This window comes from Rhizobium sp. AB2/73 (genome assembly GCF_020871915.1).
Taxonomy (GTDB): domain Bacteria; phylum Pseudomonadota; class Alphaproteobacteria; order Rhizobiales; family Rhizobiaceae; genus Rhizobium; species Rhizobium dioscoreae.
The window spans coordinates 3,637,501-3,661,820 of record NZ_CP067071.1 but is presented as its reverse complement, the minus strand read 5'-3'; the positions used below and the strand labels follow the sequence as shown (position 1 = coordinate 3,661,820).

The 24,320-nt window shown below is 59.0% G+C and carries 22 protein-coding genes, 1 tRNA gene, 2 rRNA genes and 1 riboswitch (1 of these 26 running past the window's edge); of the genes, 13 read left to right on the top strand and 12 right to left on the bottom strand.

The window, feature by feature from the left end; all coding sequences use genetic code 11:
• Nucleotides 1-111: 111 nt before the first annotated feature.
• The 5 genes from cyoA to I8E17_RS17935 all read left to right on the top strand — a co-directional run bounded on the left by cyoA (nucleotide 112) and on the right by I8E17_RS17935 (nucleotide 5,267).
• Nucleotides 112-1,230 (top strand): ubiquinol oxidase subunit II, encoded by a 1,119-nt coding sequence (cyoA, locus tag I8E17_RS17955; RefSeq protein ID WP_069610897.1) that lies wholly within the window; start codon nucleotides 112-114, stop codon nucleotides 1,228-1,230.
• A gap of 47 nt (nucleotides 1,231-1,277) precedes the next feature.
• Nucleotides 1,278-3,281, top strand: coding sequence for a cytochrome o ubiquinol oxidase subunit I (gene cyoB, locus I8E17_RS17950; RefSeq protein WP_069610896.1), 2,004 nt, complete (start codon nucleotides 1,278-1,280; stop codon nucleotides 3,279-3,281).
• A gap of 5 nt (nucleotides 3,282-3,286) precedes the next feature.
• A complete protein-coding gene (cyoC, locus tag I8E17_RS17945; RefSeq protein WP_112722823.1) occupies nucleotides 3,287-3,916 on the top strand; it encodes a cytochrome o ubiquinol oxidase subunit III in 630 nt (209 codons plus the stop codon).
• Entirely contained in the window at nucleotides 3,913-4,317 is a 405-nt protein-coding gene (gene cyoD / locus I8E17_RS17940; RefSeq protein ID WP_092714481.1) for a cytochrome o ubiquinol oxidase subunit IV, read from the top strand. Before cyoC ends, cyoD begins: the two co-directional genes overlap by 4 nt.
• 185 nt (nucleotides 4,318-4,502) lie before the next feature.
• Complete coding sequence (locus tag I8E17_RS17935; RefSeq protein ID WP_113366827.1) at nucleotides 4,503-5,267, top strand: SURF1 family protein; 765 nt, start codon at nucleotides 4,503-4,505, stop codon at nucleotides 5,265-5,267.
• 542 nt (nucleotides 5,268-5,809) lie between these two features.
• Here the strand turns inward: I8E17_RS17935 and I8E17_RS17930 are convergent.
• A complete protein-coding gene (locus I8E17_RS17930) occupies nucleotides 5,810-6,376 on the bottom strand; it encodes a histidine phosphatase family protein (RefSeq protein ID WP_113366828.1) in 567 nt (188 codons plus the stop codon).
• 111 nt (nucleotides 6,377-6,487) lie between these two features.
• Nucleotides 6,488-6,563: riboswitch (cobalamin riboswitch) on the top strand.
• A gap of 58 nt (nucleotides 6,564-6,621) precedes the next feature.
• Between I8E17_RS17930 and I8E17_RS17925 the strand changes: the two genes are divergently transcribed.
• The 3 genes from I8E17_RS17925 to I8E17_RS17915 are packed head-to-tail and all read left to right on the top strand — an operon-like array spanning nucleotide 6,622 to nucleotide 8,245.
• Nucleotides 6,622-6,831: a CbtB-domain containing protein gene (locus tag I8E17_RS17925; protein ID WP_069610891.1), complete on the top strand. Its 210-nt coding sequence runs from the start codon at nucleotides 6,622-6,624 to the stop codon at nucleotides 6,829-6,831.
• 12 nt (nucleotides 6,832-6,843) lie between these two features.
• Complete coding sequence (locus I8E17_RS17920) at nucleotides 6,844-7,584, top strand: CbtA family protein (RefSeq protein ID WP_113366829.1); 741 nt, start codon at nucleotides 6,844-6,846, stop codon at nucleotides 7,582-7,584.
• A 34-nt stretch (nucleotides 7,585-7,618) separates the two neighbouring features.
• The gene (locus tag I8E17_RS17915; protein ID WP_113366830.1) at nucleotides 7,619-8,245 is read left to right on the top strand and encodes a hypothetical protein; all 627 of its coding nucleotides are present in this window, start codon (nucleotides 7,619-7,621) and stop codon (nucleotides 8,243-8,245) included.
• A gap of 73 nt (nucleotides 8,246-8,318) precedes the next feature.
• Here the strand turns inward: I8E17_RS17915 and I8E17_RS35385 are convergent, their stop codons facing one another.
• Nucleotides 8,319-8,507 carry a hypothetical protein gene (locus tag I8E17_RS35385; protein ID WP_307777807.1) on the bottom strand — a complete coding sequence of 63 codons (189 nt, stop codon included), beginning with the start codon at nucleotides 8,505-8,507 and terminating at the stop codon, nucleotides 8,319-8,321.
• 348 nt (nucleotides 8,508-8,855) lie between these two features.
• On the opposite strand from I8E17_RS35385, the gene I8E17_RS17905 reads away from it, so the two are divergent.
• Nucleotides 8,856-10,463, top strand: a complete 1,608-nt coding sequence (locus I8E17_RS17905) for an inorganic phosphate transporter (RefSeq protein WP_069610888.1) — start codon at nucleotides 8,856-8,858, stop codon at nucleotides 10,461-10,463.
• Nucleotides 10,464-10,672: 209 nt separating this feature from the next.
• On the opposite strand, the gene I8E17_RS17900 is transcribed toward I8E17_RS17905, so the two are convergent.
• The 5 genes from I8E17_RS17900 to I8E17_RS17880 all read right to left on the bottom strand — a co-directional run bounded on the left by I8E17_RS17900 (nucleotide 10,673) and on the right by I8E17_RS17880 (nucleotide 16,039).
• A complete protein-coding gene (locus tag I8E17_RS17900) occupies nucleotides 10,673-11,122 on the bottom strand; it encodes a MucR family transcriptional regulator (RefSeq protein ID WP_113366831.1) in 450 nt (149 codons plus the stop codon).
• Between the two features lie 170 nt (nucleotides 11,123-11,292).
• Nucleotides 11,293-11,880 (bottom strand): helix-turn-helix domain-containing protein, encoded by a 588-nt coding sequence (locus tag I8E17_RS17895; RefSeq protein ID WP_219511264.1) that lies wholly within the window; start codon nucleotides 11,878-11,880, stop codon nucleotides 11,293-11,295.
• Nucleotides 11,881-11,980: 100 nt separating this feature from the next.
• The gene (locus I8E17_RS17890) at nucleotides 11,981-12,769 is read right to left on the bottom strand and encodes an EAL domain-containing protein (RefSeq protein ID WP_113366833.1); all 789 of its coding nucleotides are present in this window, start codon (nucleotides 12,767-12,769) and stop codon (nucleotides 11,981-11,983) included.
• 333 nt (nucleotides 12,770-13,102) lie between these two features.
• Entirely contained in the window at nucleotides 13,103-13,948 is an 846-nt protein-coding gene (locus tag I8E17_RS17885; protein WP_113366834.1) for a TIM barrel protein, read from the bottom strand.
• A 213-nt stretch (nucleotides 13,949-14,161) separates the two neighbouring features.
• Nucleotides 14,162-16,039, bottom strand: coding sequence for an adenine deaminase C-terminal domain-containing protein (locus I8E17_RS17880; RefSeq protein ID WP_113366843.1), 1,878 nt, complete (start codon nucleotides 16,037-16,039; stop codon nucleotides 14,162-14,164).
• Nucleotides 16,040-16,419: 380 nt separating this feature from the next.
• Here I8E17_RS17880 and I8E17_RS17875 point away from each other — a divergent pair, with 380 nt between their 5' ends.
• From I8E17_RS17875 to I8E17_RS17860, 4 genes are read left to right on the top strand one after another with little or no spacing between them, the layout of a single operon-like run.
• Nucleotides 16,420-17,397, top strand: a complete 978-nt coding sequence (locus I8E17_RS17875) for an ABC transporter substrate-binding protein (RefSeq protein WP_229002129.1) — start codon at nucleotides 16,420-16,422, stop codon at nucleotides 17,395-17,397.
• A 46-nt stretch (nucleotides 17,398-17,443) separates the two neighbouring features.
• Nucleotides 17,444-18,268: an ABC transporter permease gene (locus I8E17_RS17870; RefSeq protein WP_113366836.1), complete on the top strand. Its 825-nt coding sequence runs from the start codon at nucleotides 17,444-17,446 to the stop codon at nucleotides 18,266-18,268.
• Nucleotides 18,268-19,059, top strand: a complete 792-nt coding sequence (locus I8E17_RS17865) for an ABC transporter permease (protein WP_113366844.1) — start codon at nucleotides 18,268-18,270, stop codon at nucleotides 19,057-19,059. The genes I8E17_RS17870 and I8E17_RS17865 overlap by 1 nt, the downstream gene beginning before the upstream one ends.
• A 6-nt stretch (nucleotides 19,060-19,065) precedes the next feature.
• A complete protein-coding gene (locus tag I8E17_RS17860; RefSeq protein ID WP_113366837.1) occupies nucleotides 19,066-20,124 on the top strand; it encodes an ABC transporter ATP-binding protein in 1,059 nt (352 codons plus the stop codon).
• Nucleotides 20,125-20,651: 527 nt separating this feature from the next.
• Here I8E17_RS17860 and I8E17_RS17855 read toward each other — a convergent pair.
• The 5 genes from I8E17_RS17855 to I8E17_RS17835 form a co-directional block, all read right to left on the bottom strand.
• Complete coding sequence (locus I8E17_RS17855; RefSeq protein WP_113366838.1) at nucleotides 20,652-20,972, bottom strand: type II toxin-antitoxin system RelE/ParE family toxin; 321 nt, start codon at nucleotides 20,970-20,972, stop codon at nucleotides 20,652-20,654.
• Between the two features lie 3 nt (nucleotides 20,973-20,975).
• Nucleotides 20,976-21,242 (bottom strand): type II toxin-antitoxin system ParD family antitoxin, encoded by a 267-nt coding sequence (locus I8E17_RS17850; protein WP_113366839.1) that lies wholly within the window; start codon nucleotides 21,240-21,242, stop codon nucleotides 20,976-20,978.
• 204 nt (nucleotides 21,243-21,446) lie between these two features.
• A tRNA-Met gene (locus I8E17_RS17845) sits at nucleotides 21,447-21,523 on the bottom strand.
• Nucleotides 21,524-21,862: 339 nt separating this feature from the next.
• Nucleotides 21,863-21,977, bottom strand: a 5S ribosomal RNA gene (gene rrf / locus I8E17_RS17840).
• Between the two features lie 277 nt (nucleotides 21,978-22,254).
• Nucleotides 22,255-24,320 (bottom strand): 23S ribosomal RNA (locus I8E17_RS17835) (it continues 733 nt past the right edge of the window).

Genomic DNA, 24,320 nt, shown 5'->3' with positions numbered 1-24,320 from the left:
TTCCATACCGCAATGCACTCAAGCTTGCTGCGGTGCGACGAAACACCTCATATCGTTCATGACCGCCGTCCTTTAGTCGCGGTAGGGTCGAAACAAAAAGAGCTTTAAGACGTGCCAAGACTATCGAAGATTTTCAGCCGTTTATCCGTCATCCCTTTGTTTTTGCTGCTCTCAGGTTGCAATCTGGTGGTGATGGCTCCCTCCGGCGATATCGCCATGCAGCAGCGAGACCTCATCATCGTCTCGGTCGTGCTGATGCTGATCATCATCATCCCGGTGATCTTCCTGACGCTGTTCTTCGCCTGGAGATACCGCCAGTCGAACAACGAAGCGACCTACGAGCCGGAGTGGCATCATTCGACACGTCTAGAGCTGGTCATCTGGTCTGCTCCGCTTGCCATCATCATCGCGCTCGGCGCGGTAACCTGGATCAGCACCCATCAGCTCGACCCCTATCGCCCGCTCGATCGCATTGCCGCCGACAAGCCGCTCAGCGCCGACGTGAAGCCGCTGACGGTGGAGGTGGTCGCGCTCGACTGGAAATGGCTCTTCTTCTATCCGGAATACGGCATCGCCACCGTGAACGAGATGGCAGCTCCCGTCGACCGCCCGATCAACTTCAAGATCACGGCCTCCTCGGTAATGAACTCCTTCTTCATCCCGGCGCTGGCAGGCCAGATCTACGCCATGCCGGGCATGGAGACGAAGCTCCACGCCGTCATCAATCATCCCGGCGAATTCCAGGGCCTGTCGGCCAACTATAGCGGCGCCGGCTTCTCGAACATGCGCTTCAAGTTTCACGGTTTGGATCAGGCCGGTTTCGACCAGTGGGTCCAGAAGGCAAAGAGCCAGGGCACGGCGCTCGGCCGCCAGGAGTATCTGGCGCTTGCCAAGCCCAGCGAACGCGAGCCGGTGCGCTACTTCAACGCCGTCGACGATGGTCTCTACAACGCCATCCTCAACATGTGCGCCGATCCGAGCAAGATGTGCATGAGCGAGATGATGCATATCGACGCCAAGGGCGGCGGCGGCAAGGAAAGCCACGAAAATCGCGAGCGCCTGATCTACGACAACCGCGATGGCGCCTCTGCCGAAGTGACGCCGGTCAAGGCCGACGGCGGCGCCGGCCACACCATGCAGCATGGCGACAACTCCATGCCGGGCATGGATATGGGCAACGGCTCTTCTTCCGATTCGTCGACCGGTTCGGCGCAGCATCAGGGTCATTGATCCGGTGCGCTCAATAACAAGACATTCATAAGGGACAGAGGCAATCCATGTTTTCCAACCCGGACCTCTATAAATTCATCTTCGGTCGGCTGACGCTCGACTCGATCCCGTATCACGAGCCGATCCTCGTCGTGACCTTCATCGGCGTCGCCATCGGCGGCATCGCCGTCCTCGGCCTGCTGACCTATTTCCGCCTCTGGGGCTACCTCTGGAAGGAATGGTTCACCAGCATCGACCACAAGAAGATCGGCATCATGTATGTCGTGCTGGCGCTGATCATGCTGTTGCGCGGCTTTTCCGACGCGCTGCTGATGCGCCTGCAGCAGGCGATCGCCTTCAACGGATCCGAAGGTTATCTGCCGCCGCATCACTACGACCAGATCTTCACGGCGCATGGCGTCATCATGATCTTCTTCGTGGCGATGCCCTTCGTCACGGGCCTGATGAACCTCGTGGTGCCGCTGCAGATCGGCGCCCGCGACGTTTCCTTCCCGTTCCTCAACAACTTCTCGTTCTGGATGACGACGGCGGGCGCGATCGTCATCATGATTTCGCTCTTCATCGGCGAATTCGCGAAAACCGGCTGGCTGGCCTATCCGCCGCTTTCCGGCATCGCCTATAGTCCCGATGTTGGTGTCGATTATTACATCTGGGGCCTGCAGGTCGCAGGTATCGGAACGACGCTGTCGGGCATCAACCTGATCGCCACCATCGTCAAGATGCGCGCGCCGGGCATGACCTTCATGAAGATGCCCGTTTTCACCTGGACCTCGCTCTGCACCAACATCCTGATCGTTGCGTCCTTCCCGATCCTGACCGCCACGCTCGCTCTGCTGACCCTCGACCGCTACGCCGGCACGAACTTCTTCACGAACGACCTCGGCGGCAATCCGATGATGTATGTCAACCTCATCTGGATCTGGGGCCACCCGGAAGTCTACATCCTGATCCTGCCGGCCTTCGGCGTCTTCTCGGAAGTCGTCGCCACCTTCTGCGGCAAGCGCCTCTTCGGCTACGCCTCGATGGTTTACGCCACCTGCGTGATCATGATCCTCTCCTACCTCGTCTGGCTGCACCACTTCTTCACGATGGGCTCAGGCGCCAGCGTCAACTCCTTCTTCGGCATCACGACGATGATCATCTCGATCCCGACGGGTGCGAAGCTCTTCAACTGGCTGTTCACGATGTATCACGGCCGCATCCGCTACGAACCGCCGATGCTGTGGACCGTCGGGTTCATGGTGACCTTCACCATCGGCGGCATGACCGGCGTCATGCTCGCCGTTCCGCCGGCCGACTTCGTGCTGCACAACTCGCTGTTCCTGATCGCCCACTTCCATAACGTGATCATCGGCGGCGTGCTCTTCGGCATGTTCGCGGGCGTCAACTACTGGTTCCCGAAGGCCTTCGGCTTCAAGCTCGATCCGTTCTGGGGCAAGATGAGCTTCTGGTTCTGGCAGATCGGCTTCTGGTTCGCCTTCATGCCGCTCTATATCCTCGGCCTGATGGGCGTCACCCGCCGCGTCAGCCAGTTCGACGATCCGTCGCTGCAGATCTGGTTCATCATCGCCGCTTTCGGCGCCGGTCTCATCGCCATCGGTATCGCCTGCTTCCTTATCCAGCTGGCCGTCAGCTTCATGAAGCGCGAAGAGCTTCGCGATCATACGGGCGATCCGTGGGGCGGCCGCACGCTGGAATGGTCCACCTCGTCGCCGCCGCCCGCCTACAACTTCGCCTTCACGCCGATCGTCTACGATCATGACGCGTGGTGGGACATGAAGAACCGCGGCTACGTCAGGCCAACCGAAGGCTTCATCCCGATCCACATGCCGAAGAATACCGGCACCGGCATCATCCTCGGCGTTCTCTCCATCGGCTTCGCATTCGGGATGATCTGGTACATGTGGTGGCTTGCCGCCATCACCTTCGTCGCGATGATCGTCATCACGATCGGCCATACCTTCAACTACAAGCGCGACTACCACATCCCCGCCGACGAGGTCGTTAAGACCGAGAACGAGCGTACGAAACAGCTCGCAGGACAGGTGTAAGACTTATGACGACCCCAACCGCACACGCTCCCAAGGATGGCGAAACACCCGCCTTCTACATGACGGAAGAGCATCATCCGGAAGGCAGCACCATGCTGGGCTTCTGGATCTACATCATGAGCGACTGCCTGATCTTCGCAGTCCTCTTCGCCACCTTCGCCGTGCTCGGCCACAGCTATGCGGCCGGTCCGTCGCCGGCCGACCTCTTCGAGCTGCCGCTCGTCGCCCTCAACACGGCGATGCTGCTCTTCTCCTCGATTACCTATGGCTTCGCCATGCTGGCGATGGAGAAGGACAACAAGTCGGGCACGCTGATGTGGCTGACGATCACCGGCATCTTCGGCGCCCTCTTCATCTTCTTCGAACTCTATGAGTTCTATCACCTGATCCTCGACGGTGCCGGCCCGCAGCGCAGCGCCTTCCTGTCGGCCTTCTTCACGCTGGTCGGCACGCACGGTCTGCACGTCACCACCGGTATCATCTGGCTGATCACGCTGATGGTGCAGGTTGGCCGCTATGGACTGATTCCGGAAAACAAGCGCCGCCTGATGTGCCTTTCGATGTTTTGGCACTTCCTGGACGTCGTCTGGATCGGCGTGTTTTCTCTCGTCTACCTCATGGGAGTTCTCGGATGAGCTCGAACGCAAACCATTCGCATCATTCCGGCGACGCCCACGGCCACGATCACCATGGCGGCCACGAGGCGGCGCACGGCACCTTCAAGAGCTACATGACGGGGTTTATCCTCTCCGTCATCCTGACCGCCATTCCCTTCTGGCTGGTCATGGCCAAGGTCATCCCCGATCCGGCCGTCACCGGAGCGATCGTCATGATCCTCGGTGCGATCCAGATCGTCGTGCACATGATCTACTTCCTGCACATGAACACCCGCTCGGAAGGCGGCTGGAACATGATGGCGCTGATCTTTACGATCGTGATCGTCATCATCGCGCTGTCCGGCTCGCTCTGGGTCATGCATCACCTCAACGCGAACATGATGCCCATGTCGCCCGAGATGATGCGCAACATGCCGTAAATTCGAACGGCGGGCCTTCAGACGAAGGCCCGCCCTCTTCCGGCGAGGAATCCGCCGGGTGCTGCGCGTCGCATGCTTGAAATGCCGAAAGCCGCAGCCAAATCTTCCCGACCGCGCATGATCTTCAGCGAAGAGAATTGAACCTTCCGAAATCATGCGGCAGCGCCTCCCCGGAGATCAGCGCCATGACCGATATTTCCTCGAGCACATCTCAGGGCAAGCCGCGCTCGACGCTGACCCTGGTCATCTGGGTGTCGCTGCTTCTGCTTCTGACTGCCCTCCTCATCGGTCTCGGCACCTGGCAAGTGAAGCGGCTGCATTGGAAGCTGGATCTGATCGCCCGGGTCGACGCACGCGTCCATGCTCCGGCGGTTCCGGCTCCCGGCCCGACGCAATGGGCCGATATCACGGCCGAAAACTCCGAATACAAGCATGTGCAGGCAAGCGGCACTTTCCTCAACGACAAGCAAGTGCAGGTCTATGCCTCGACCGCTCTCGGCGCAGGCTATTGGGTGCTGACGCCGCTAAAGCTTGCAGATGGCACAATCATCATCGTCAACCGCGGCTTCGTTCCCACAGAGAAGCGCAATCCGGCGGCGCGCGCCGAAGGCGAGATTTCCGGTGAGACCACCGTTACCGGCCTATTGCGTATCAGCGAGCCCAAAGGCACGCTGCTGCGTTCGAACGTGCCGGCGGACGAGCGCTGGTATTCACGCGACGTGGCAGCCATCGCCGAGGCCCGGGGGCTGCAGAACGTGGCGCCCTATTTCATCGATGCCGACGATGCGAAAAATCCCGGCGGATTGCCCGTGGGCGGGCTGACGCAGATCACCTTCCACAACAGCCATCTCGTCTATGCCATCACCTGGTATGGACTGGCCGCCATGACATTAGGGCTGGCCGTCTATCTCGTCTATTTCGAGCGCCAGCGGGCAAAAGTGGCCCGTTGATCGCCACCCTTTGCTTTCACGTAATTTCCGACGCGAAACCGCGCTTTTGCTGAAACTACTCCAAGGTCTGTGGGGATTCATCTTGAATTGAGGGCGGCTGCGGCGAGATGGGTGATAGCACCATTTATGCCGTGTGGATGGGAATGTTATGTCAAAATTGGATTCGATGATGGTTTGAACAACAGATGAAGCTGCTGAAACAGCAGTTTTGCGGCAGTGCTCCTCACGATAGATAGTGTCAAGTAATAGCCTGGAATATTCAAAATAATGGATTGGTTCCCTATAGTCTTCATTACGTTCAAAGTTCTGGTGTTGGGCACGGGCATGTTCTTCGCCATCAAATGGCATCATGATCAAGGAAAGAAGAAATAACGAACCAGCGGACCGTAAGCGCCTGCCGAACACAGTTTGTCACAGCCGCTACGTCCGGGATCGGTTGGTTGCCAGACAATAGACGCCGTCTTCGCCCATTGGGCGTCAGTCAGAATAAACGGTCTATCAAAGGCTTGAATCACATCAAGCCAATGTGAATCCCACAGACCTTAGATCGTCATCTTCGGGAAGCGAAGCTGCCAGCGCCGGCCGTCGCTCGTCATTTCGACAATCCCGAACGGCTCGACATCAACAGCCCAGAATGCCGCAGGCGGCGCCTGCAAGGCCTGCAGAACGGCAGAGCGAATGACGCTCGCATGGGTGATGACGACGATATGGCCGGCATCATCGATGTGATTTCCCATCCATTCACCGACGCGTTTCATGACCGACAAGAGGGCTTCGCCGCCATGCGGCGCGACCGACGTGTCCGTCATCCAGAGCGCGAGGGACTCCGCATCCCTTTCATGCAGTTCGGCTAGCGATTGCCCCCGCCAGTCGCCATAATCGCATTCGCGCAAGGCGACATCCGGGATAGCGTCGAGACCGAGGACCGCGGCGGTCTGGCGCGCGCGCAGGGCCGGGCTCGCCCAGACCCGATCGATCGCGCCCAGTCCGAAGGATAAGGATTGAGCCTGCTGAGCCGCCCTCGCCTCCAAGGGTTCGTCATCCGGAAAGCAGCCGTTCCGATTGGCTTGCGTAGCCCCATGGCAAATCCAGCTCAAACGCGTTTTCATGAAACTCCTCTATTCCATCCCCTGGTGCGCTCTTGTCGCGATTTCGCATCGCAGTGGCGCTTGATTGACAATTATATTTGCAGATAGCTATAAACTTGCACTTGCGGGTGTGGAAGCCGGTGGAATCCCGGCGCGGTCGCGCCACTGTAATCGAAGACGGACAAGTTCCGCCCATCGAGAGCCAGACCCTTCCCGCAAGAACCCTTCCGCAAATGGAACGCGCTTTTCTTAACGAGGGAAATACAATGTCCGACACCACTTTCGCCCCAACCGCAGTTCCGCAGCCGATTCCGCTCGGCCAAATCCTGCCTTGGGCTATTTTTGCCGGCCTGCTGATGCTGCTCGCGATCTATTTCATCGGTGCAGAGGAAGGCGCGACCTCGCTCTTCTCGGGCACATATGTGCATGAATTCGTGCATGATGCCCGCCACCTTCTCGGCTTCCCCTGCCACTAAGGGGTCAAGCACATGGTTGGACGTCTTTTGCTCCGCGGCATGATCGTCGGGGCCTTGGCCGGTATTTTCGTTTTTGCTTTTGCCCACATCTTCGGCGAACCGCTGGTCGACTGGGCCATCGGGTTTGAAGAAAAGGCCGCGCAGGCGGCCGGCGAAGCTCCTGAACCAGAGATTGTCAGCCGCGCCACACAGGCGGGCATCGGCCTCTTCACCGGCAGCGTGATCTTTTCCACCGCAATCGGCGGATTGTTCGCGCTCGTCTTTTCCTTCGTCTACGGCCGCGTCAGCCCTCTCGGCGCGCGCGGCACGGCAGCGCTGCTTGCGCTCGCCGCTTTCGTGACGATTTCGCTCGTGCCCGATCTCAAGTATCCGGCGAACCCGCCGGCCGTCGGCAATCCCGATACGATCGGCGCGAGAACGGAACTGTTCTTCATCATGATCGTTGCCTCCGTCGTCGGCATGATCGTCGCCGTCGGTTTCGGTCGCAGGCTGGCGGCGCGATATGGCCCCTGGAACGGGGCGATCATCGCCGGAATCGGCTACCTCGTCTTCATCGCGCTGATCCAATATCTGCTTCCCTCGATCAACGAAGTGCCTGAGCAATTCTCCGCCGTCGTGCTCTGGCGCTTCCGCATCACATCGCTCGGCATGCACGCGATTCTCTGGACGACGCTCGGTCTTGCCTTCGGGGCCTGGGCGGAACGCGAGCTGCCGCGGACACGCTATCGCAATGCCAGTCTACGCCGGGCTTAATGTGGTAAATAGATCGCATCCCGCGCATGGCAACATGCGCGGGAACCGCCTGTATCCAGGTGGCGTCCTGTTTGCAATCCTCTGTCTCATCGTTGCAGGTTGGCCAGCTTCGGTTGCCGCACATGGCGGCGGCTCCTCCGGCAGCCAGGCCGGCATCCCGATCCCAAGCCTCACCCATGGCGAGATGGCTGTGATCGCTCCCTATTACGGGCGGATCATCTCGCTTGCCGAGAGCATATCGGATACCGACGAAACCTTTCGCCGTCTCCTGAACTTCGCGCAGATCCAGCGCGCCTATTGCCTCTGGGGCCGTATGCCGGGCAGCGTCAGTGATGAGGAAAGCCCTTTCAACGAATGTTCGCACGGCTATCTTGCGGCTGCAAAAGCAGTGCTGCTGCAGATGCGCGTGATGAAAGTGGAAAAGGAACCGGTTGACGACCTCGTCTCCGATATCGACGCGGCACTCGTGCGCAACAACCTCTCGCTCATCCTGTGTAAATTCAGCGGCGAGAGCTTCAATACGGCCGATCTGATCCGGCCGAAGCTTGCCGATATCGCGTATCACGCGAAAAGCCTTGCTGCGATCTTATCGGCCAGCCTGCTCGTTCTTGCAGGGCTATGGCTAGGCGCGCGCGCATTACGGCCGCAACTTCAGTCCTAGGAACCGCCGCGCACTTTTCCTGGACTGGCCTTAACAAAAACACCGCCGCAAAGATGCGGCGGTGTTTATGATCTTACCAGTAACGCGGGCGATCGCGCCAACGGTCATCGCGCCAATGGCGATGGCCGTGCCAGCCCCACGGCGGCGGCGGTGGCGGCCTGTAGTAACCCCAGCGCCGCGGCGGCGGACCCCAGCGATTGGGGCGGCATTCGCCCCAGCGCGTCAGGTGCCAGCCACGACCGCAGGCATAGTCAACTTTCACGATCGGCGCTGAGGCCGCTGTCCCAACGGCTGGGATAGGCATTGCCTCTGCCGAAGATACAACCAGGCTGCCAAACAAGGCAGCGATGGCAATCACGGACGATCTCATTTTGATGGCCCTCTATCCAAGTCCCTTACATGCGGGATTTAACCCCCTAAGGTATGAACGCCGGCTGAACCGAAAAAGGCCATTTGACGGCGAAATCAAGATCAGACCAAACGCCTGACCGTAGCCAAGAAAGCGTCCTGTTGCCCGTATTTGCAGCCAGCCGCAACCTACTCGCGCGTCACGAGAGTTTCATGAAGGAGGCTTACACCAACGATATCAATTGCCATAAAGGAGTTTGGGATGGTCGACCTCGCTTCAAACACTTCGGAGGGTGGCAATGCCAACCATCCAATTCACGGCGCCGGTAGTTCGGCAAAATGGTTTCTGCCGATCTTCGGTGTCGTCGTGCTGGCCGGCCTTGCCTATGTCGGCTATGCCCTTGGCAGCGACCTCGCCGAAGCCGCCGCCGTTCCGTGGATCCTGCTCGGCCTAGCGCTACTGATCGCGCTCGGCTTCGAATTCGTCAACGGCTTCCACGATACTGCCAACGCCGTCGCCACTGTCATCTATACGCGCTCGCTGCCGGCGGAATTCGCCGTCATCTGGTCGGGCTTCTTCAACTTCCTCGGCGTTCTCACGTCTTCGGGTGCCGTTGCCTTCGGCATTCTGGCGCTGCTGCCGGTCGAACTCATTCTGCAGGTCGGCTCCGGCTCCGGTCTCGCGATGGTCTTCGCCCTGCTGACCGCCGCCATCATCTGGAATCTCGGCACCTGGTATCTCGGCCTGCCGGCCTCGAGCTCGCATACGCTCGTCGGCTCGATCATCGGGGTCGGCCTCGCCAACCAGTTCCTGGCACCCGCCGGCTCCGCCACCAGCGGTGTCGACTGGTCTCAGGCAAGCAGCGTCGGCATGTCGCTGCTCCTGTCGCCGATCATCGGCTTTGCTGCGGCTGCAATATTGCTGCTGGTCGCCAAGGTATTGATCCGCAATAAGGAGCTTTATGAAGCGCCGAAGGGCAATACGCCGCCGCCGATCTGGATCCGCGGCCTGCTGATCTTCACCTGCACCGGCGTCAGCTTCGCTCACGGCTCGAACGACGGCCAGAAGGGCATGGGCCTCATCATGCTTATCCTCATAGGCCTCGTGCCGACGGCTTTCGCGCTGAACCGCACACCCGATGTCAACTATCTCGAAGCTTACAAGGCTGCCTCAACGCAGGTCGAGACCGTGCTTGGCAAGTACGTGAAACCGGGCGTTGCCGCTCCGGCCGATCCCAAGGCTGCTGTCAGCAGTGCCGTCAAGACCAAGACCTGGACGGACGCGACGACGCCGGCTCTTCAAGCATACATTCATGCCACGAGCGCCGAGATCGCCGCCTATCCAAGCGTCGAGAAGCTGCCCAACGGGCTCGTCGGCAACGTTCGTAACGATATCTACCTGATCGGTGAATCGCTGAAGCTCATCGACAAGCAGAAGCTGCTGCCGATGAGCGCCGACGACCTGAAAGCCGTCACGAACTATCATGCCGCCGTCGATCACGCGACCAAGTTCATCCCGCTTTGGGTGAAGGTTGCCGTGGCACTGGCACTCGGCCTCGGCACCATGGTCGGCTGGAAGCGCATCGTCGTCACCGTCGGCGAAAAGATCGGCAAGACCCACCTGACTTACGGCCAGGGTGCTGCCGCCGAAGTCGTTGCCATGCTCACCATCGGTGCCGCCGACCATCTCGGCCTGCCGGTGTCGACCACGCACGTCCTGTCCTCCGGCGTCGCCGGCACGATGGCGGCCAACGGTTCCGGCCTGCAATGGTCGACCGTGCGCAACATGCTGATGGCCTGGATCCTGACGCTGCCAGCCTCGATTGCGCTTGCCTTCATGCTGTTCATCGTGCTGCGCCAGGTCTTCTAATCGTCGCGATAAAGACGTCGAACATTCTCGATACGACTATGGCGCCCCTGACGGGGCGTCATTTCATTTGCAGCATTCCGCCGGCAGACTCGGCACCGCGGCCGGCATCGCAAAACGCATGGAAAGCGTTGGCGAGATCCGCCCGCATTCCCACGGAGCATCGAAGCCGAGCCGTCAGAAGCGCATGAGGCGGCTGTTTGCGGATTGCTTCAGCCGACGCCTTCCCTCTTGTTGCCGTTCGCACCGAGGCCGGAAATCTTGGCAAGTTCCGAGCGACGATTGGCGTAATTCTGCGCAACCATCGGATAGTTGGGAGCAAGTCCCCATTTCTGTCTGTATTCCTCGGGCGTCATGCCATAATGCACGCGCAAATGGCGCTTCAGGGTCTTGAAGCGTTTGCCGTCTTCGAGGCAGACGATGTAGTCGCTTGTCACCGATTTCTTCAAATCCACCGCCGGCACCAGGTTGCTTCGATCGACGATCGAAGCCGACCCATCCAACGTTTGCAGCGCCTCGTGAATATCCTTGATAAGCCTCGGGAGGCTGTGAACAGGGATGGCATTATGGCTGACATAGGCCGAAACGATCTTCACGCAGCCATCGAACAAAGCAGGCGTCTTCTGGGGTACGGGGCCTTTTCTCTCGCTGAAAGAATCCATGATCTTTTCCCGGTCCTCATTTGGTTCCTCGTGCGCCGCCCCGCTCGAATTGCATTATGCGCGATACCCGCAGCCGGGCAGCGCGCCGTTTCGATTTGCGCCCTGTTCCAGGAGCGCGATCCCGGTTTGGTAACCAGGGTACAATGCGACCGCATGAAATGCGTGCGCAATCACAGCCGGTAGCTTTTCGCTCCGTATCCCATATCCGCAGCGGTCTGCGGCAGTTCGCCGGCGGAGTCCGAGAAGTAGACCGCCAGCTTGTTGCAAAGAGTGACGAGCGGCATGCCGAGCATGAACGCCGTATGAGTGGGATCTCCGCCGCAATGCTGCAGCGTCTGGAGAATAAGCTTGCGCTCGACATCCTCCATCGTCTGGCCGACGAGGCTGCTGACGGCGGTATCGACCGCTCCCTGCAGCAAACGGCCATCGCCAAGATGGAGAGTGATCTCCTCGATCAATCGATTTTCGCTCGCGGTTACGATAACGACATCATCAGCATGACCGCCGAGCTCGCACAGGACATAGAGCCCGGTCTCGGCATCTATGCTGACGCGGCCAATCGCTTCTGCCGCCTGATCGCAGATAAGGACATGCGGCTCGGTTCCGCCGACGAATGTGGCGACCAGCTCGCCGCTCCCGGAAAAGATTATGCGAAGCCGGCTCACAAAAGCGCGCAGCAATGTCTTCGTCTTGAGCTCGGTCGCAGCCCGGGCCGCCGAAATCTGATAGGCCGATATGAAAGCCGGCTGCTTCATCATGACCTCACCTGCAGGGCCCTGATGGCGGGATTCGGCGAAAGACCGGCAGACATACGCCATGCATAAGGTTTGGAGATCGCGGTCATATTCGGCGGGAAAATCATTCCACCCCCCGCAAGACGGCTTTCCGCTTGTAGCGCCGGAGCTGGGCCAAGGAAACCGGCTTCGACAGCAGGAAACCCTGTACATGCGTTGCGCCCGCTTCCCGCGCCACATCGAGTTGGGAGCTGGTTTCGATACCCTCGACGACGACAAAGGGAGCAAAGCAGGCGGCAAAACCGACGAGATGGGAGAGGCTGTCGCTTCCGTCGCGCCCTCGCCTGTTATCCCACACGAAGGCTGCATCGATCTTGACGATATCGGCGGGCACCTGCAACAGCGATGCCGGCGTGGCGAAACCCGACCCGAAATCGTCAATGGCGATGCGACAGCCGAGATCACGGATCATCTTCATGCGCTCGATGGATGCGCCAACCACGGGATAGCTTTCGGTGACCTCGATGATGAGGCGCGAAGCAAGCTCCGGGCGGCGGCTGATTCGGCCGAATACATCGGCGAACCGATCGCGGCGCGACAGGCTGGTGGCGGAAAGATTGAAACCGAGAACCAGCGCCTCATCCGCAGTCAGATCGGACAGCACCATATCCAGAATGCGCAGATCGAGATCGAACCAGCGATCCTGCCGCTCGAGCAGCGAAACGAAGGTGCCGGCCGTGTGCACGGTGCCGTCCGAGTCCCTTACGCGCGCCAGGCTTTCGGCGTAGAACACCTTGCCGACATTTCCGGCGTCATGAATCCATTGCGCCGCAAAACCCAGGCCACCTTCGGCGATCGCCTTCAAGATCAGGGCTCCATGCCCCTCCTCCTCGCGGCTTGCACTACCGTTCATCGGATTTCCCTTTCGGGGCGACGCGGCGATCGAGGAACATCCCGGAGCAGGAAACAGCGGATGATGAACGGCGCGTCTCGCTCCGAAACATCGGATTCCGGTGTCTATAATCCGCCTCTTCCATCTTCCAGACACCCTCAAACCTCAATCATTGAGGCCCCTTCATCGAGCTGGAAATATTGCGCCGAAGACCATAGTCAACCCGGCACGGACATGCCTACGAGATAGTTATTTAATAATTGCTAATACACTAATTAACGAGCGCTGCAAAAGTCAATCTCCGCGCAGCCTTCTCCCGCACAACTAAACTAAAATATTAATGCTCTTCAACAATTATTCAGCACTTGCCGTCTGGGACCACCAGCCACTTTGCCGCGCCGCCTGCAGGGCCAAATCCAGAGGCGGCAGATCCTGGTGCCACAATCTTTCCCACTCCAGACTCATGATGCCGGCATAACCATCGGCATCGAGCGCTGACCGCAGCGCCGCCATCGGGAACTCGCCGGTACCGGGCAGCACGTAACTATAGGGCAGTCTCGGCCCCGGCACGGAAACGCTGTCCTTGATGTGGAGATGGTGCGTGTTGCGCCGAACCTGCTTCCAGGTTTCGACGGGATCTTGCCCACCCTTGCGCCAAGTATGATGCGTATCCCAGATAAGAGCACAATCGGGCGCTATTTCAAGGAAGCGTGGAATAGCGTCCGGCAACGCAAGGAAATCATGTGTCTCGACGACCATAGCGGCATGAAAGCCTTCACGCTCCGCAGTCTCACGCCACCATTGCAGCGTCGCCAGCGCCTCGGCCAGCTCGCCCTTATCGGCGGTTTCGCCACCGTCGAAAACCCGGAGCGAACGAACGCCGGCGGCCTCCGCCCAAGGAAGATAGCGCAGGAACTCTTCCTTTGCCTGCGCTGTCGCACCGACAAGACGCAGCGAAGTATTGAAGGCACAGACGCTAACGGGAGAGGCCTGCAGCACTTTAGCTAGGCCGGCCGGAGAACCGAACCTTTCGGTGAAATAGACAGCCAGATCGACAGTGCCGCCAAGGGCGCGGATTTCGATGGCGTCGATGCCATGCTTCGCGGCCAATCCGAGGGTTTCGCTCAATTCGAATTCCGCACATCCCAGTGTGGAAAATGCCGACACCGTCCGCGGCCTGTCACTGTCAACTGCGATCACCAGAGCCTCCTCCACCCGGTTGACACCCGCTCAACGCGCGGATGGATACGCTCCACCCTTCCGCGACCTACAGCTCGATATAAGTAACCAAACAGATAATTAAAGAGCTGGCTCCGGTCGTCAAGCATCGATCGCAATCCCACCTCGCTGGGCAGCTCATCAGCGATCAACGGCGCGGGTAGGGATATTCACAATAAGCACGCCGGATATCCATCACCAGACGATCGGATGCGTTTCCCCGGTCGCGACATTGACGAAACCTTCCGGGGCTCGTTCGGAAGGAGCAACCAGAACCCAGCGCCAGGGCGCGCAGGTGAGCGTCGCAAAGGAAAGCCGTTCGGGAAAGCCCGGCCACCACCGCGGCGAGAAGGTCGGCTCATACATCCAATCGATCTCGGCGCCGGCCTTATACAGCGCCTGCATCTCCGCATCCAGCTCTTCGGCCGAGCGCGCCGTCATCAGTCCGCCGACTTCATAGCGGACGCGGGCGACAACCTTACCGCCCGAGACCAGCACCCAGCCGCCCTGCTGCTCCTTAAGCGCATTGGCAACCATGGCCATGGCCTCATCGGAGGAGCCGACCACCCAGATATTGTGCTTATCGTGGCCGAGCGTGGCGCCGAGCGCGGTATCCGGCGTGCGCGGACCAGTGCCCAGCCAGAACATGCGGGCGACCTTGGCCTCGCCGGAAAAGCGGTCGACGATCGCGAATTTCGTGACGTTGCGGCCATGATCACGCTGAACGACGCCATCACGGACAGGCAGATCCATGGTAATGAAATCATCGGCCCAATGGAACGGCCGCACCAGCGCCGCCTTGGCCGTTTCGGACGTCGACGAGGCAGCAATGCGAAAATCCTCGGCCGTGACGGTCCGATCGATGCGAACCGTCTGCGTTGCCCATGCCGGCCAGTCGATCTCCGGGCGAACGCCGACGAAGGCCTTGCCTTCGGCTGCCGGCTCGCCATCGGCCCAGACCTTGGCGATCGACAGCGTCTTTACATCGTCCAGCAACACGATATCGGCAAACCGGCCCGGTGCGATCGAGCCGACCCAAGGTGTCAATCGCATGTGCCGGGCGGGATTGATCGTCACGCATTGAATGGCGATTTCAGGCGCCAGCCCATTCTCGATCGCCAGCCGGACATTATGATCCGTAGCACCGATCTTCAGTGTATCGCTGGCGCTGCGATCATCGGTGACGAAGGCGATCTGCGACCAGTCGGACAGGCCTTTCTCGATCAACCCCTTGATCACCTCGGGCAGCGAATGCGGCCTGAGTTCGATGAAGAGGCCGTGCGTCAGCTTTTCCCATATCTCGTCGAGAAACCAACCTTCGTGATCGGAGGCTAGGCCCGCGCCGGCGAAGGCATTGATCGACGGCAGATCGCGCAGGCCCGCGCCATGACCCTCGACCACGCCGCGCTGTTCGAAGGTGGCCCGGATCATGCCCCAGAGGCGATCGTAAGCCGGATTCTCGGGATTGCTGACCGAGGGCCAATCCATGACCTCATCGAGGCCGGCCACCATCAGACTTTCGTTCAAAAAGGATTTCTGCTCGTCATAACCGAAATGACCGCCACCCCATTCGTAAGCCGTCGGCGGCACCGCGGATCCCGGCAGAGGAAATATCTTCATCGGCGAGCCGCGGCGGCGCGCTTCCAGCCAGAATTCCAGATTGCGGGCGCCGTTTACATTGGAAAACTCATGGCTTGCCTCGCAGGTCCAGGTGACACCATGCGGCATGACCAAAGCCGCTTCCCATTCCGGCGTCAGATGCGAGCTTTCGATATGCTTATGCGCTTCACCGAAACCGGGAACCGCTGTGAGATGCGGCTCGTGCACACGCTCCCTCACCTCACCTTGATAACTGCCGGCTGGGCCGACATAGGCGATGCGCCGGCCTTTGATGACGATTTCCTGGTCGTCCAGCCAGCTTCGGCTATGCACATCCAAAAGCCTGCCGACACGCAGCAGGCGATCTGCCGGACGGCGGCCGAGCGCGGTCAGCGTCAGATCCTGACGGATCAGCACTTCGTCCGCCGCATTGATGAGCAGATCGTCGGGAAGGGTCGTTTTCAGGGATGTCATGGGACGCATGCCTAAGGGATATTCGGTCAATTAAGGGTAGAGATGACCGATCCGCGTGTAAAGTTGCCTGACCTACCGACGGAATAATCATATGTGAAATGAAGGCATTGCTGCGCTGCTCCATCTCCCCGAAAGTGACTTGCGGATATTGAAGATTTGCAATGGCTGGACGTCGCGGCGTGACGCAACATATTCATCCCATCAAAGGCAAAAACCACCACCCTGCCCATTTGTTGGGCTTGTAAAGCCGGTGCTCGAAAAATAGTATCCTGCAAGCTTGAAACATATGCCAGATTTCATTGACCAGAAGGATTTCGAGAATGAACGGTCTCACCCTTGCCCGTGTCGCGGGATTTGCTTTCCTTGCCGCGGCAACCGCCATGCCGGCCTTCGCTCAGGCAAAGACGCTGACCGTTTCCTGGTGGGGCTATAATGGCGAGAAGATGAAGGCCAATATCATCGAGCCCTTCAAGAAGATCTGCGGCTGCGATGTCGTCTTCGAAACCGGCAATAATGCCGACCGTCTCAACAAGCTGAAGCTGCGCGGGGGTAAGGGCGTCGACGTCATCTATCTCACGGACAGCTATTCGCAGCTCGGCATCCAGCAGGGTCTCTTCCAGGAAGTCGACCGCAGCAAGCTCCCCAACCTAGCCGATCTGTACGATATCGCCAAGGCGCCGCAGGGCAATTACGGCCCGGCTTACACGATCGGCCGCATCGGTATCGTCTACGATACCGCGAAAGTGAACCCGCCGCTCACCTCCTGGAACGATCTCTGGCGCGACGACCTGAAGGGCGCCGTTTCGCTTCCCGGCATCACCACGACGGGCGGGCCGTTGACGGTGCTCCAAGCCGGCAAGCATGCCGGTGCCGATCCCTACGCCGATGCCGACAAGGCGTTTGAGGCCATCGAGGCGCTGAAGCCGAATGTCGTCAAGAACTACAATACCGGCTCCGAGCTGGTGAACCTGATTTCGACGGGTGAGGCCAAGGTGGCGATAACGCAGGATTTTGTTCTCTCATCCCTGCGATCGGCCGTTCCGACGATGGCCTGGGCCGATCTCAAGGATGGCGATATCGCTGTCCTCAACACGGTCAATATTCCGAAGGGCTCGGAAAATGTCGAGCTTGCGCATCAGTTCATCAACTTCATCCTGTCGAAGGACGTGCAGCAGGCGGAAGCCGAACAGGGCGTCGATGCGCCGGTCTCGACCAAGGTCGTGCTGCCGCCTGAGAAAGCCAAGCTCTGGACCTACGGCGCCGAGATGATCGCCAAGCTCAGCCGCATCGACTATCAGAAGCTGATCGAGGCGCAACCGGACTGGGTCGATCGCTGGAACGAGATCTTCGGCATGTAACAGGGCATGCCGCACACGCCTGCGGCGTTCTCACGGAATTTGGTTGATGAAGCATTTTATGAAATGGGGGCTGGCGACGCCGGCGATCTTGGCCGTGGCGCTCTTCCTGCTCGTTCCCGTCGTCATTACGATTGCGGCGACTTTTGGCGAACCCAAAGGGATTTTCTCCCCCTATGTCGCCTTCTTTTCCAGCGGCTTTCGCCGCACGGTGCTGTTCAGGACGATCGAGATTGCTCTCATTACGACGGTGATCTCGCTGTTTATTGGCTTCATTGCCGCTTATGTGATCGCGCAGATGCCAGGCCGCGCCAAGAGCGTGATGATTATCGCTGCCGTCTTTCCGCTGCTGACCGGCGTCGTCGTGCGCTCCTTCGCCTGGCTGATCATTCTCGGCAAGAACGGCATTCTCAACACCATCCTCATGTCGATCGGCCTCATCAACGAGCCGCTCTCGATGCTGTACACGGAGGGCTCTGTCATTGTCGCGATGGTCTATCTCTTCGTACCCTTAATGATCCTGACGCTTGTCGGCGTGCTTGAAGGCATACCGCAAGATCTCATCCAGGCGGCGACATCGTTGGGTGCCACGCCGGCCGCAACCTTCCGGCAGGTCATCCTGCCGCTTGCCACGCCAGGCCTGATCGTCGGCGCGGTGCTGGTTTTCACCGGCAGCTTCACCTCCTACGCCACGCCGCAGCTGCTCGGCGGCGAAAAGCAGATGATGATGGGCACCTTCCTTTATCAGCGCGCCATGGTCACCTTCGATTGGGTCGGCGCCTCGACGATCGCCGCCATCATGGTGGTCGTCACGATCGGAATTGTCGCGATCATGAGCCGTCTCGCACGACGTCTGAACCCGATGGCTGTGTGATCGTGACAAGAACGGTCCATCCCGCGCTCATCGCTTTCACCGCCCTCGTCTTCCTGTTCCTGCTGGCGCCGCTGGTCATCATCATCGGCGCCGCCTTCAGCGACACGACCTATCTCACCTTCCCGCCGCAGGGCCTGACGCTGCACTGGTTTTCGAACATCTTTCAGATTGAGGCCTTCCGCACGACAGCGATCATCAGCCTGGAGCTCGCCTTCCTCGGAACTGCACTGTCGCTGCTGATCGGCATTCCCGCCGCCTACGCCATCAGCCGCTATAGGATCGAGCTGCCGCGCTGGCTCTCGACGCTTTTCGTGCTGCCGATCCTCGTTCCGGAAATCGTCTTCGGCTTCTCGCTGATGAAATCGATCACGATCGGACTCGGGCTGCCGATCTTCCCGAGCCTCCTGATCGGCCATGCTCTGCTGGTGCTGCCCTATTCGGTGCGCGTCGTCAGTGCCAGCCTTGCGAGCTTCGATTTCTCGATCGAGGAAGCGGCGATCAGCCTCGGTTGCCCCCCTTTGAAGACCTTCCTGACCGTGGTGCTGCCGAATATCCGCGCCGGCGTCATTGCCGCCTTCATCCTCGCCTTCATTACCTCGATCAACGATGTCTCGGTCTCGGTCTTCCTGACCGGCCCAGGTATCTCAACCCTTCCGATCCAGATTCTCGCCCATATGGAGCAGTTCTTCGACCCGACCATCGCCTCGGTTTCCGTGCTGCTGATGCTCGTCACCGTCGCCGTCATGGCGATCGTCGAAGCCACCCTGGGCCTCACCTTACTGACAAAGTAGCCGCCCGTGACCGTATCGCTCTCCATCAATTCCATCAGCGCCCATTACAGCAAGACGGCCGTCCTGCAGGATCTTTCGCTGTCCGTCGCCGCCGGCGAACTCGTCTCGCTGCTCGGCTCCAGCGGCTGCGGCAAGACGACGACCTTGCGGCTGGTCGCCGGCTTCCTGCAGCCGACCAGCGGCACGATCAAGCTGGGTGACCGCGACCTGACGACACTGCCGGCGCACGCCAGGGATATTGGCTTGGTGTTCCAGAACTACGCGCTGTTTCCGCATCTGACGGTACTCGAAAACGTCGCCTTCGGCTTGAAGCAGCGCCGCACGCCGCCTCAGGAACGCGGGCAAAAGGCAGCTGCCATGCTGGAGCGTGTCGGCCTCTCCGGCCTCGGCGATCGCCTGCCCGGCGCCCTCTCCGGCGGCCAGAAGCAGCGCGTCGCGCTCGCCCGCGCTCTCGTCATCAAGCCGCCGCTTCTGATGTTCGATGAGCCGCTATCCAATCTCGATGCCAAGCTCAGGGTGGATATGCGCGTCGAAATCCGCCAGCTGCAGCGCGCCAATGGCACGACCTCGCTTTACGTGACCCACGATCAGGAGGAAGCCTTCTCAATCTCGGATCGCGTCGCCATCATGAATGCCGGGCGTATCATGCAGCTCGGCACACCCGAGACCCTGTACCGCAAGCCCGCCAACAGCTTTGTCGCCCGCTTCGTCGGCTTCGAAAACCTGCTGCCGCTGCAAGTCGTCGGTCGAGCGGGCGCACTGGTGACAGCTGAGGCTGCGGGCGGCGCAAGGATCACTCTGTCGCAGGACGATTTCGGGCCGATCCCGGACAGTTTTGTCCTCGGCTGCCGCGCGGACGGGCTTTCGGTTAGACGCGAAGGCAACGGCCTGCCGGCGATTCTGGGAACACGCACCTATCTCGGCCGCGCCTATCAATACCAATGCGAAACAGTGGCGGGTGCTATCGTCGCGAATGGCGCCTTGTCGGAGCCGATGGCTGCCGGAGATACCGTCGTGCTTGTACCCGTGCCTGAGCAATGCTGCATTCTGGAGCCTGAAGGGTAAGGGGCACGCCGCGCTGGGATCGCGATTCGGGCTTCTGCCGTCGCTAGCAGCTCTTTTTAGTTTTTTATCTGGCTGGGTTTGGTTTGGCTGGTTGCGGGGCTGCTCATGGGCTAGAGGCTTGAGGTGTGCCATGACGCAAAAAGCCCGCGTGAAGCGGGCCTTGGGGGGGTGATTTGGTTGCGGGGGCGTGCTGCTACTGCAGGCATAGCTTCGCCAGGACTTCGACTTTCTTCACCGGCATACCCCGACCGTTCCGGCCGTGTGGCTCAGCCGGTAACGGGGAAAGACAGGAAGTGCCCATAGATGACACCAGATGTGGTTACGGCTGCGAGGGATACTGACGACAACAGCTTGTCTGGCCAAGGATGACCGTCGGGCGCGCACGGGGTATGAAGCTAATTTTGAGGGAAGTAGCCGCCCTTATCCGGTGACGACCCTCTTCAGCCTTGGAAGCCGGATGGATAGGGTACCTTTATTTCAACGCGGCACGGTATTGCTGCGAATACCATCACAGTAATCCATGTCGCTCACAGCCGCTGCTCCAGAGCCTCAAGCGTAATGTCCTGCCCGCCGTAGAAGACGCCCAATACCAGAACATGCGCTTCTTCGACCACGAAGGCGATGCTCACACTCCGCCGGTAACCGATGATCCGAAGACCCGGCACAAGATCGTCCCTGACCGTGCCCCTCTTGGGGAATGTCGAAAGCTCCATGAGGAACTGGCGGATGCCGCTAACATAATTCCAGGCCACAACAGGCCCGGCTTTGTCGTGACCGGCAAGGTCACGGTAGAGCCGCCGCAATTCCGCTTCAGCCCGCTCATGCAGGACAATCTTGTATGTTTTCATTCCCTACTTGGCTTTCGCCAGCTGGGCTTGATGTTCGGCCCCAAGACGGGCAAAGGCATCATCGAGGGGCACCCCCTTGGAAGGATCTGCCTTCAATTCCGCATAACGGCCGGGAATTTCCTGATTGAGCCAGCGCTCACGCGCCTCTTCCTGATCTTCCAGCAAGCGCAAACCGGCGCGCACGACCTCGCTGGCATTGTTGTAGCGGCCTGATTGGAGCTGCTTCCTAATGAATTTCTCGTAGTGTTCGTTGAGTGCAAAACTCGCCATGGCAATGACCTCCTGCTTAGATTATAGGTCATAGTGCCGGGATTAACAACTATTGTCAATTATTGATACTCTTCATAACTATTGGTGAACCAATGTGGTTCGTCAAGGTTCTGGTGATATGGGGTTTGGGGCGATTGTTGCGAATACGGGATGCCACTCTCCAGATCGAGCGGCGGTAATACATCGTTGTCGTTGGGGAAAGCTTGGTTGCGGGGGCAGGATTTGAACCTGCGGCCTTCAGGTTATGAGCCTGACGAGCTACCGGGCTGCTCCACCCCGCGTTACCAGCGTAAACCCGGAGGGTTTATCGCGTTACCAGCGTAAACCGCTTGAGCGGTTTATCGCGTCCACGTAAACCGCGGAGCGGTTCATCGTGTGTTTCCAGCGTAAACCCGGAGGGTTTATCGCGTGTGGGCACCCTTGCTGTGGGTTCCCACCAAATTCGAGAAGCGTTTCTTGCTTCCCTTGAGAAGCGGCAAAGGCCGCGTTAGCGGCCTATTGTAACACGGCGTGGCCGTATTTCGGAGTGTGACGAGAAGATTTTGTGAGGCATAAACCGCCGAAGCGGTTTAGCGAGGCATAAATTGCCGAGCAATTTAGCCTGGAGTTGCGATTAGCAGACCTGGCAGCGACCTACTCTCCCGCGTCTTAAGACGAAGTACCATGGGCGCAGGGGCGTTTCACGGCCGTGTTCGGAAAGGGAACGGGTGCAGCCACCCCGCCATAACCACCAGGTCGGCAAAGCGCAACTTGAGCTGTCCATGCGGAACGCATGGACAGCTCAAGTTGCTTCTTTGTGGCTGATATGCCTTGTCCTTCTCGCTTGCCGCTCGAAGGGGACATCAGCCGGCCATAGGGTCACCTCGAGTTCGAGGCGACAGGTGGCCGAAGCTTGCTGTTCATGCTTTTGCATGGACGTTTTGAGAAGCTGGCGTGTTTGAACACGTTTTTTAGAGGCTCATGCCGCATGAATGCTTTCGCATTCAGCGGGAGATGAGCACGAGCAATGAGAACGATCAAGCCAATCGAGCTATTAGTACCGGTAAGCTTCATGCGTTGCCGCACTTCCACACCCGGCCTATCAACGTGGTCGTCTTCCACGGCTCTGATAGGGAACACTCGTTTCCAGGTTGGTTTCCCGCTTAGATGCCTTCAGCGGTTATCCATTCCATATATAGCTACCCTGCTATGCCCTTGGCAGGACAACAGGTCCACCAGAGATATGTCCATCCCGGTCCTCTCGTACTAGGGACAGATCCTGTCAATATTCCTACACCCACGGCAGATAGGGACCGAACTGTCTCACGACGTTCTGAACCCAGCTCACGTACCGCTTTAATTGGCGAACAGCCAAACCCTTGGGACCTGCTCCAGCCCCAGGATGCGATGAGCCGACATCGAGGTGCCAAACAACCCCGTCGATATGGACTCTTGGGGGTCATCAGCCTGTTATCCCCGGCGTACCTTTTATCCGTTGAGCGATGGCCCTTCCACACGGGACCACCGGATCACTATGACCGACTTTCGTCTCTGCTCGACTTGTCAGTCTCGCAGTCAGGCGGGCTTATGCCATTGCACTCGACGACCGATTTCCGACCGGTCTGAGCCCACCATCGCGCGCCTCCGTTACTCTTTCGGAGGCGACCGCCCCAGTCAAACTACCCACCATACACTGTCCCGGATCCGGATAACGGACCGCGGTTAGACATCCATGACGATAAGGGTGGTATTTCAAGGATGGCTCCACAAGAACTGGCGTCCCTGCTTCAAAGCCTACCACCTATCCTACACATGCCGACACGAATGCCAGTGTAAAGCTATAGTAAAGGTGCACGGGGTCTTTCCGTCTGACCGCAGGAACCCCGCATCTTCACGGGGAATTCAATTTCACTGAGTCTATGTTGGAGACAGCGGGGAAGTCGTTACGCCATTCGTGCAGGTCGGAACTTACCCGACAAGGAATTTCGCTACCTTAGGACCGTTATAGTTACGGCCGCCGTTTACTGGGGCTTCGATTCAGAGCTTGCACCCCTCCTCTTAACCTTCCAGCACCGGGCAGGCGTCAGACCCTATACGTCGTCTTGCGACTTCGCAGAGCCCTGTGTTTTTGGTAAACAGTCGCTACCCCCTGGTCTGTGCCACCCTCACATGCTTGCGCATATAAGGGTCACGCTTCTTCCGAAGTTACGCGTGCAATTTGCCGAGTTCCTTCAACATAGTTCTCTCAAGCGCCTTGGTATACTCTACCTGACCACCTGTGTCGGTTTCGGGTACGGTCTATACGGTGGAGCTATTTCCTGGAACCGCGTCCCCGCCCACACAATCCAATAAGTGTGAACAAGTTAAGCAATCCGTCACTACCACCAGGCCCACGAATATTAACGTGGTTCCCATCGACTACGCGTGTCCGCCTCGTCTTAGGGGCCGGCTAACCCTGCTCAGATTAACTTTAAGCAGGAACCCTTGGTCTTTCGGCGAGAGGGTCTCTCACCCTCTTTATCGTTACTCATGTCAACATTCGCACTTCCGATACCTCCAGGACCCCTCACGGGTATCCCTTCATCAGCTTACGGAACGCTCCGCTACCACTCCTCAAAGAGGAATCCTCAGCTTCGGTGCATGGCTTCAGCCCCGTTACATTTTCGGCGCAAAGACCCTTGACTAGACCAGTGAGCTGTTACGCTTTCTTTAAATGATGGCTGCTTCTAAGCCAACATCCTGGTTGTTTTGGGATCCTCACATCCTTTCCCACTTAGCCATGACTTGGGGACCTTAGCTGGAGGTTAGGGTTGTTGCCCTTTTCACGACGGACGTTAGCACCCGCCGTGTGTCTGCCTGGTAGTACTTCCCGGTATTCGGAGTTTGGTTAGGATCAGTAAGACGGTGAGTCCCCATAGCCCATCCAGTGCTCTACCCCCGGGAGTATTCGCCAGACGCTCTACCTAAATAGATTTCGCGGAGAACCAGCTATTTCCGAGTTTGATTGGCCTTTCACCCCTAGCCACAAGTCATCCCAATCTATTGCAACAGATGCGGGTTCGGTCCTCCAGTTGGTGTTACCCAACCTTCAACCTGCTC